The sequence below is a fragment of the Mesorhizobium sp. M0848 genome (genome assembly GCF_040319805.1).
Classification (GTDB): Bacteria; Pseudomonadota; Alphaproteobacteria; order Rhizobiales; family Rhizobiaceae; genus Mesorhizobium.
Window position 1 is genome coordinate 1 of sequence record NZ_JAMYOM010000055.1, and the last position, 7,707, is coordinate 7,707.

Sequence of the window (7,707 nt, forward strand, 5' to 3'; positions counted from 1 at the left end):
GCTGATCTCGTCGCAGAGCAGCAATTGGGGGTTCGACATCAGCGCCCGGCCGATCGCCACCATCTGCTGCTGGCCGCCCGAGAGCGCGGTGCTGGGGCTCTTGCGCCGCTCGCGCAGGATCGGGAAAAGGTCATAGACGGCGTCGAGGTTCCACGGCCCCGGCACCTTGCGCGCTTGCCCGCCGACCAGCAGGTTTTCCTCGACGGTCAGCGAAGGGAACAGTCGGCGCCCCTCCGGCACCATGGCAATGCCGCGCTTCATGATCTCGGCCGAAGACAGCGCGCCAATCGGCTCGCCCCTGTGCAGCACCATGCCGGGCTCGTTGCCGATCACGCCCGTGATCGAGCGCATCAGCGTGGATTTTCCGGCGCCATTGGCGCCGATGATCGCCACGCATTCGCCCGCGGCCACGCTGATATCCACACCGAACAGCGCCCGGAACTGGCCGTAATTCGCGGTGAGGCCGCGCGTTTCCAGCATCAGACCTCGAGCCCCAGATAGATTTCGCGAACCGCCTTCGAGGCCATGATCTCATCAGGCGCACCGATCCCGATCACACGCCCAAAATCCAGCACGAGAAGCCGCTCGACCACCGAATTCAGGGCGTGCAGCACATGCTCGATCCAGATGATTGTCGTGCCCCTGGCGTGGATCGCCTTGATCGTCGCGACCAGGGCCTTGCATTCGCCCTCCGTCAGACCGCCGGCGATCTCGTCCAGGAGCAGAAGCTCAGGGCCTGTCGCCAGGGCGCGGGCGAGTTCGAGGCGCTTGCGGTCGAGAAGGCTCAGCGAGCCGGCCACGAAATTGGCCTTCCTGAGAAGCTCCGTCTCCTCGAGGATACCAGCGCAATCGTCGACCATCTCGGCCTCGCGTGCGCCGCGGCCGAAGGCGGCAGCGGTCAAGAGATTTTCGAACACGGTCAGCCCCTCGAAAGGCTGCGGAATCTGGAAGCTGCGGCCAACGCCCATGCGCACCCGCTCCATCGCCGGAGCACGGGTCACGTCGCGGCCGAGCAATTCGATGCGACCCTCATTTGCAAACAGATTGCCGGTGATCAGGTTGAAGAGCGTCGATTTTCCGGCGCCGTTCGGGCCGATAATGCCCAGCGCTTCGCCGCGCGGCACGCTGACGGTCACGGAATCCGCAACCTTCAAGGCGCCGAAGGACTTCGAAACGTTTTCCAGCCTGAGTATCATCACTGTCATCCTTGGGTCGCGCCGAACGAGGGCGGCGGTATCAGCCGCCCTCGGCAGCGTCAGGCCAGGGCTTCCATCTTGCCGGCGGTGGGTATCTGGGAGGCGCCGGCGTTTTCGACGATCACCAGATCGAAGCCGCCACCGGCCTTCTTGCGCCACTGCCCGCCAACGAGCGGCGTCTTGCAGACGTTCTTCGCGGCGAAAGGTGGCAATCCCGCACCGCTCCAGGCCACCTTGCCCACTACCGTCGTCATGTCGGTGGCCGCTATCGCCGCCGCGATCGCCTCGGCATTGGTTGGATCCGACACGCGGCCCATGACATTGGCCGCCACCTCGAACAGCGAATGGACAAAACCGATCGGCTGGGTCCAGGGACGGCCGGTCTTGGCGGTGAAATCCGCAGCGAGTTCGGCCGAACTCTCGCCCGTCAGCGACGATTTGAACGGATGCGAGGCCGACCACCAGACCTCGGACGAGAGGTTGTGGCCGGCGTCGCCGAGCGTCTCGACCGATTGCGGGAAAAGGATCGCCTTGGCCACCGTCACCGCCTTGGGCTTGAAGCCCTGCTGGCGGGCCTGGTTCCAGAAGGTGGTGAAGTCGGGCGGAATGACCACCCCGGTAACGATCTCGGCATTGGCGGCTTTGAAGGCGTTGACCTGCGCGGTGAAATCGTCCGAAAGGTTCTGATAGCGGCCAGGATCGGCAAGGCTGAAGCCGGCGGCGTCGAGGCCGGGCTTCAACCCATTCTTCGGGTCGCCCCAGGCATTGCCGTCGGCATCGTTGGGGAACAGCCCGCCCACCTTGCCGTTGGTGGAAAGCTGCTTCCACATGCCGGTGTAGACGGCGATGATGTCTTCGAGACCCCAGAAATAATGATAGCCGAAGTTGAAAGGCTTCCACGAGGCCGGATCGGCCGGACTGCCCTGCTGGCCGATGAACCAGGGCTGCCACGGCGCCATCGTCGAGATGACCGGCACGCCCTCCGCCTCGCAGGTGGTGGCCACTGGGTTGGTGTTCTCGGGCGTCGAGCCGACGAGCATCAGGTTGATCTCGTCATCGACGATCAGGCTCTTCGCCACCTCGGCCGCGCGATTGGGGTTCGACTGGCTGTCCTTGACGATGACCTCGAAGTTCTTGCCTGCCTCGGAAGCGAGGAAGGCCTTGATGTTGTAGGCATCGCTCTCCGCGAAGCCGGCAAGCGGCCCGGTCTGCGGCGAAACATAGCCCAGGCGGATCTTGGCGCCTTGCGCGATGGCCGGCGTCGCCAGGCGCGAACCGGCCAGCGCCAGGCCTGTCGCCGCCGAGGCTTTCAGTAGGCTACGTCTTGTGATCATGTGTAGTTCCTCCCTCTTGTTTTATTCTCAAGCCCCCGGACGGCGTCCCTCCCACGCCGCCTGAAGGAGTTCCCTTATCGATCCTGGATCGATTGGCCTCGGATTCGCATAGGCATTCTTGACCGCGATCGCCGCCGCGCGGTCGAGATCGGCCTCCTCGATGCCGATCGCCTTCAGGCTCAGCGGGGAGCCGACCGACTGTGCGAAATCCCAGAGCCCGCCGCCCGCCGAGCCACCACCGAATGCCCTAGTGATCGGACGCAACAGATCAGGCACCGCCGTTTCGTTGAAGGCGGTCGTGTACGGCAGCAGGATGGCGTGGGTCTCGGCATGCGGCGTATCGAACGAGCCGCCGAAGACATGCGCCAGCTTGTGATGCAGCGCCATCGAGACATAGCCGAGCGCGGTCGAGCAGCACCAGGCCGCATAGAGCGCCTGCGTCCGCGCCGCGCGATCCTGCGGGTCGCGGATCAGCCTTGGAATGCCGTCCTTGAAGGCAATCATGGCATCCCTGCACATGAGCACGATCACCGGGTTGCGATCGGGGGCATACAAGGCCTCCATCGCATGAGCGATCGCGTTCATCGCCGAGGTGACGGTGAGACTGACCGGCAGGCTCAGTGTCAGATCGACGTCGTAGATCACCGTCTCGGGGCGAATGTCCGGCGAGCGGCGGGTAGTCTTCTCGCCGGCCGCCGTCTCGCCGAGGATGTCGGTCATTTCCGAGCCGGCATAGGTGGTGGGAATGACCACCTGGTCGGCGCCCGTGCGCACGGCAATGGCCTTGCCGAGCCCGGTGGTCGAGCCGCCGCCGAGGCTGACGACCGCCGAAGCGCCGCTGCCGCGGAAGGCACCGACGGCCTTTTCCGTGACCTCGACAGGGGTATGCATGACCGCGCCGGCAAAGATCCCGGCGGCGAGGCCACCAAGGCTTACGGCCAGTCTTTCCGCATCGCCCATCTGATGCGGTGTCGAAAGCACCATCACCTTGTCATGGCCGAGCCGCCGGACTTCCTCTTCGACGCGAGCTATGGTGCCGGCACCGAAGACCACCCGTGTCGTCAGGCCCGGAAAGGTGAAGCTGTCCATCATCGCGCCGCCTCCATGCGCGGGCCGCGCCCGGCCGCGAGGTCGTCGAGGATCGTGCCCAGCATGACGATCTCGGCGTCCGAGACCTCATGGCCCCGTCCCGGGAAGAGATCGGCCCGCAGGCTCGCGCCAATGCGGCCCAGCGACTGCGCGGCATCGGCAAACGCCGAGACTGGTATCCAGGGATCGGCATCGCCGCCGGAAAGATAGATCGGCATTCCGGCCGGCGCGGCCTCGGATCTTTCGTCCGCCGGAACGCCGACACGGCAGCCCGTGAAGGCCGCCAAAGCATCCGGCGGCGGCAGCCCCGCGCAGAGGTATTCGATCGACAGACACGCCCCTTGCGAGAAGCCCGCGAGAAGAAGCGGCAGTCCGGGCAGTTCGGCCCGCGCCGCGACCATTGCGGCCGCAAGGTGGTCGAGCGCGTCGGAAAGCTGCGCCCGGGCGACCGGCGTCAACGGGTCGACGGCACGCGCCTCCCACCACATGCCGTGTGGTGCACGCGGCAGGATAAAGGCCACGGCGGTTGCGGAAAGCCGCGACAGCACATGGGACTGCATCTCTTCGGGCGATTGGCCACGGCCGTGGACGAAGACGCAGATCGCCTTCGCCTCCGGGCCTCTTGGCCCAAGCCGGAGCGGACCGCTGCCTGAACTCACGTGAAGTCCGCCTCTTCCAGGCCGACCTGCAATTCGCTCTCACGATCTTTGAACCACGGCGGGAAGACCAGCGTCTTGCCGATCTGGCCCGGAGGCTCGTCCTTGGCCCAGCCTTCCGGCGTGGTCCAGGCAATTTCGAACAGCGCGCCGCCGGGCGAGCGGACATAGCAGGACTTGAAGTAGTTGCGGTCCTTCTGCTCCGATATATCCGTGAAGCCGAGACCCTCGATATGAGCGCGCAGTTTCAGCTGGTTCTCTTCGTCGCCGGTGTTGAGGGCGAGGTGGTGGATCGTACCGCCCGCCAGCGTCCAGGTGCCCTGCGGGCTGTCGCGGTCGACAATGACCTCCACGCGCTGAGCGACGCCGGTCGCGTCGGGCACGCGGAACACCAGTCCCTCATGGTCGTCAGCCTCTTTCTCCAGCGGCAACGCGATGGTCAGGAAGTCGTCCATCGCAGTGCGGTCCATCACCGCCACCACGGCGCCGTATATTCCCTTGATGCCGTGCGCCTTGCCGATGCCCTGCGCCTCGTTGGTGATCGGCGCGCGCGTATCCCTGTCGCTTTCCACCAGCTCGTGCGGAATGCCGCAGGGATGTGCGAAAGCCGCACGGTCGGCGCCAAAACGAGTGATCTTGATGGCCTCGATGCCGCGCGCGTTCAACCGGTCGACCCAGAAATCCGCGGCCCCCTTGGGAATCGACTGCATGATGGTGCGCGACTGGTTGGACCCGCGGCGGCCATAGACGCCTGGCTTGCGGAACGGGAAGGTGGTGATGATCGTCGAGGCATCGCCGTTGGGCGAGCCGTAATAGAGGTGATAGACAGGGATGACGCCGTCGAACAAGACGGTGCGCTTCACCGAATGCAGGCCCAGTGCCTTGGTATAGAAATCAAAATCTTCCTGAGCGCTGTCGGTCGAGAGCGTCAAATGGTGGTAGCCGCTGACACGTGCCATCGGTCATCTCCTCCCAGAGGTTTCGGTTTCGCCCCGCCGCTGTGGACAGAGCACGAGGTTGAGGTCGAGCGCGTGCTTCCGTTTTCCTCCGTTGGGCGGCAGCGCGCGGAACTCGGCCATGAGTTCGGGTTTGACCCCGAAGATGGCATCCCGGCCGATCGCAGGGTCCGACCGGTCGAAGATGTGGGTCGTCAGCGTCTCGAAGCCCTCCGCCGAGACGCGAAAATGGATATGGGCCGGCCGCTCGAGGCCAAGGCCAAGCGCCGACATCAATTGACCGACCGGTCCGTCCGATGGCAGCGTGTAGCCCTTCGGCTTCACCGTCACGAAGACGAAGCGTCCCTGCGGATCGGTGCGGAACCGTCCACGCAAATTGAATTCCGGCTGCCTGTCGGGTTCCTGGTTCTCGTAGAGACCCTCGGCATTGGCCTGCCAGATCTCGACCATCGCATCGCCGATCGCATCGCCGTCGAGCGCGACGATCCGGCCCGCAACCTCCAGCGGCTCGCCCTTGTGATCGCGCGAGATGTTCGCGCCGAGCGGCATCACCGGCACGTCGGCCCGGTAGAAGGGGCCGGCCAGGGTGTTTGGGGTCGCCCCAACAGGGCGCGGGCTGTTCTGATCCTCGATCAGCGACGACACGCCCAGGACGTCGGCGAACAGCACCCATTCCTGGCGCCGCGCATCGGCGTAGTGGCCAACCTCGGTCAGAAAATCGATCGCCTGACGGAACTCCTCGCCCGAGGGTCGCAGCTCGACGATCAGCGCGTGCAAACCGTCGACGGCTGCCTGCGCCGCCGCCGCCAGGCGGGACTGGCCCATTGCCGTCAGGCGCCGTGAGAATTCCTCGGCCTGCGTCGAGATCGCCTTGGGGAATTCATCTCGCTTCGGGTCGTGCTGGCCGTGCATTCCGCCGGGGCCTCCCTTCCCCTTGCCAAGCGGGATAGCACGGCCCGACGCGATGCTTGATGAGATGTGGCGTCCCTTGTATAGCGTTTTGCTATGAAGCTGAACGAGCGCCACCTCATGCAGCTCGCCGCGGTGCTGGATGCCGGCGGCGTGTCGGAAGGAGCCGCTATGCTGGGCCTGACCCAGCCGGCGGTCAGTCGATCGCTGGCCATGCTGGAGGCGCGGGTGGGCGAGCCGCTTTTCCTCAAGGGTCGCCGGCCGCTGCAGGCGACACCGCTCGGCTTCCAGTTGGCGGCGCAGGGCCGCACGATCATCACCGCGTCGCGCAAGGCGTCGGATGCGGTCCAGGGCTTCATGAAAGGCACGAAGGGCGTCGTCCGTGTCGGCGGCGTGCCCTTCTTCATGGATGCGATGATCAGCCGGATGATCGGAGAATTCCAGAAGCTCGAACCCGAGGTCACCGTTCAGCAAAGCTATATGAACCTGCCCGAGATGGTCGCGGCGCTGGAGAGCAACCAGATCGATCTCGGGATCGTGCCGATCGGCGTGCTCGACCTGGGACCCGGCTTCGAATTCACCGAAATCCTGCCCGGACGCAACGTCGTGGCTTGCCGGCCCGACCATCCCCTGCTGCGAAATCGCCGCCTCAGGGCGCATGACCTGACCAGCTTTCCCTGGGTAGCCCCCCTACCCGGCTCTCCGCTGATGTCGGACCTGCAGATGATCCTGATGAGCATCGGCATGTCGGACCTCAACGTCCGCTATTCGGGAGGCTCGCTGATGAGCGTGATCAACTTCCTTGCCGAAACCGATGCGCTGGCGGTGCTGCCATTCTCCGTGGTCTTCGCGCAGCGCAAGGAAAACCGGGTGACGGTGCTGCCCTATGAAATTCCGCAGCCCAGCCGCTCACTCGGCATCCTGCGCCGGGTCAGCGGACCGCGCTCGCCGGCGGCAGAGCGCTTCGCCGGCCACGTCACGACCGCCTTCGAGAATCTGAAGCACATCATCAAACGGCACGAGAATGCCGTCGTCTGGGGGCGGTAATCCAGCCGACATGGCACCCCTTACAGCTCCAAGAGCCAGGAGCGGACGTTTGGAGCAGCGAGACGATCGGGCGTCCATTGGCCAGTCTCGTTTTTCCCGAACGGGATCCCGATTTGAGGAGCTGAAGGGCACGCCGGTGAGCGCCAGGATCAGCGAAGCTGGTTCATGGCGCCTATTCAGCATCGCCAGCAATGAAGTGCGGCTCTCCCACCCCATTCCGTGCAGGAATGGAACTCCCGTGCCTGTATTCGGTTGGGTACAAAGCCGGCGTCCCACACGCGCAGACAAGGGTGCGCTGAGGTGACAGATGCTCGACGACGAAGAGACCGAAGGTTTGTAAGTGCGAATATCGATCTTGGTTGAGCCTCCTATCACCGGTTTGCCTTCACCTCACGGCGAGGGTAACTCCGCGCGACCAGATCAGCTAATGTCCTCCAAGACCCCGGGCGTCATCTACGACATCAAGGGTCTGTTCCCCAGGCATGTTACGGATGGGCGCTTCTGATGAGGGTTCTGGTCA

8 protein-coding genes are annotated in these 7,707 nt (G+C 64.9%); 1 reads left to right on the plus strand and 7 read right to left on the minus strand.

Annotated elements, in window-relative coordinates; genetic code table 11:
- The 7 genes from NKH95_RS32915 to NKH95_RS32945 form a co-directional block, all read right to left on the minus strand.
- Window positions 1-480: ABC transporter ATP-binding protein (locus tag NKH95_RS32915; protein ID WP_352799858.1), on the minus strand; the 480-nt coding region annotated here is incomplete at its 3' end.
- Window positions 480-1,196, minus strand: a complete 717-nt coding sequence (locus NKH95_RS32920; protein ID WP_032908626.1) for an ABC transporter ATP-binding protein — start codon at window positions 1,194-1,196, stop codon at window positions 480-482. The genes NKH95_RS32920 and NKH95_RS32915, both read right to left, overlap by 1 nt.
- A 59-nt stretch (window positions 1,197-1,255) precedes the next feature.
- Window positions 1,256-2,530 (minus strand): ABC transporter substrate-binding protein, encoded by a 1,275-nt coding sequence (locus NKH95_RS32925; protein ID WP_023808932.1) that lies wholly within the window; start codon window positions 2,528-2,530, stop codon window positions 1,256-1,258.
- Window positions 2,531-2,557: 27 nt separating this feature from the next.
- Window positions 2,558-3,622: a maleylacetate reductase gene (locus NKH95_RS32930; protein WP_023808933.1), complete on the minus strand. Its 1,065-nt coding sequence runs from the start codon at window positions 3,620-3,622 to the stop codon at window positions 2,558-2,560.
- Window positions 3,619-4,278, minus strand: a complete 660-nt coding sequence (locus tag NKH95_RS32935) for an alpha/beta hydrolase (protein ID WP_023808934.1) — start codon at window positions 4,276-4,278, stop codon at window positions 3,619-3,621. Before NKH95_RS32935 ends, NKH95_RS32930 begins: the two co-directional genes overlap by 4 nt.
- Complete coding sequence (locus NKH95_RS32940) at window positions 4,275-5,234, minus strand: VOC family protein (RefSeq protein ID WP_023808935.1); 960 nt, start codon at window positions 5,232-5,234, stop codon at window positions 4,275-4,277. The genes NKH95_RS32935 and NKH95_RS32940 overlap by 4 nt, the downstream gene beginning before the upstream one ends.
- Before the next feature lie 3 nt (window positions 5,235-5,237).
- Window positions 5,238-6,143, minus strand: a complete 906-nt coding sequence (locus tag NKH95_RS32945) for a dioxygenase family protein (protein WP_023808936.1) — start codon at window positions 6,141-6,143, stop codon at window positions 5,238-5,240.
- A gap of 93 nt (window positions 6,144-6,236) precedes the next feature.
- On the opposite strand from NKH95_RS32945, the gene NKH95_RS32950 reads away from it, so the two are divergent.
- A complete protein-coding gene (locus tag NKH95_RS32950) occupies window positions 6,237-7,187 on the plus strand; it encodes a LysR family transcriptional regulator (RefSeq protein WP_023808937.1) in 951 nt (316 codons plus the stop codon).
- Window positions 7,188-7,707 lie beyond the last annotated feature (520 nt).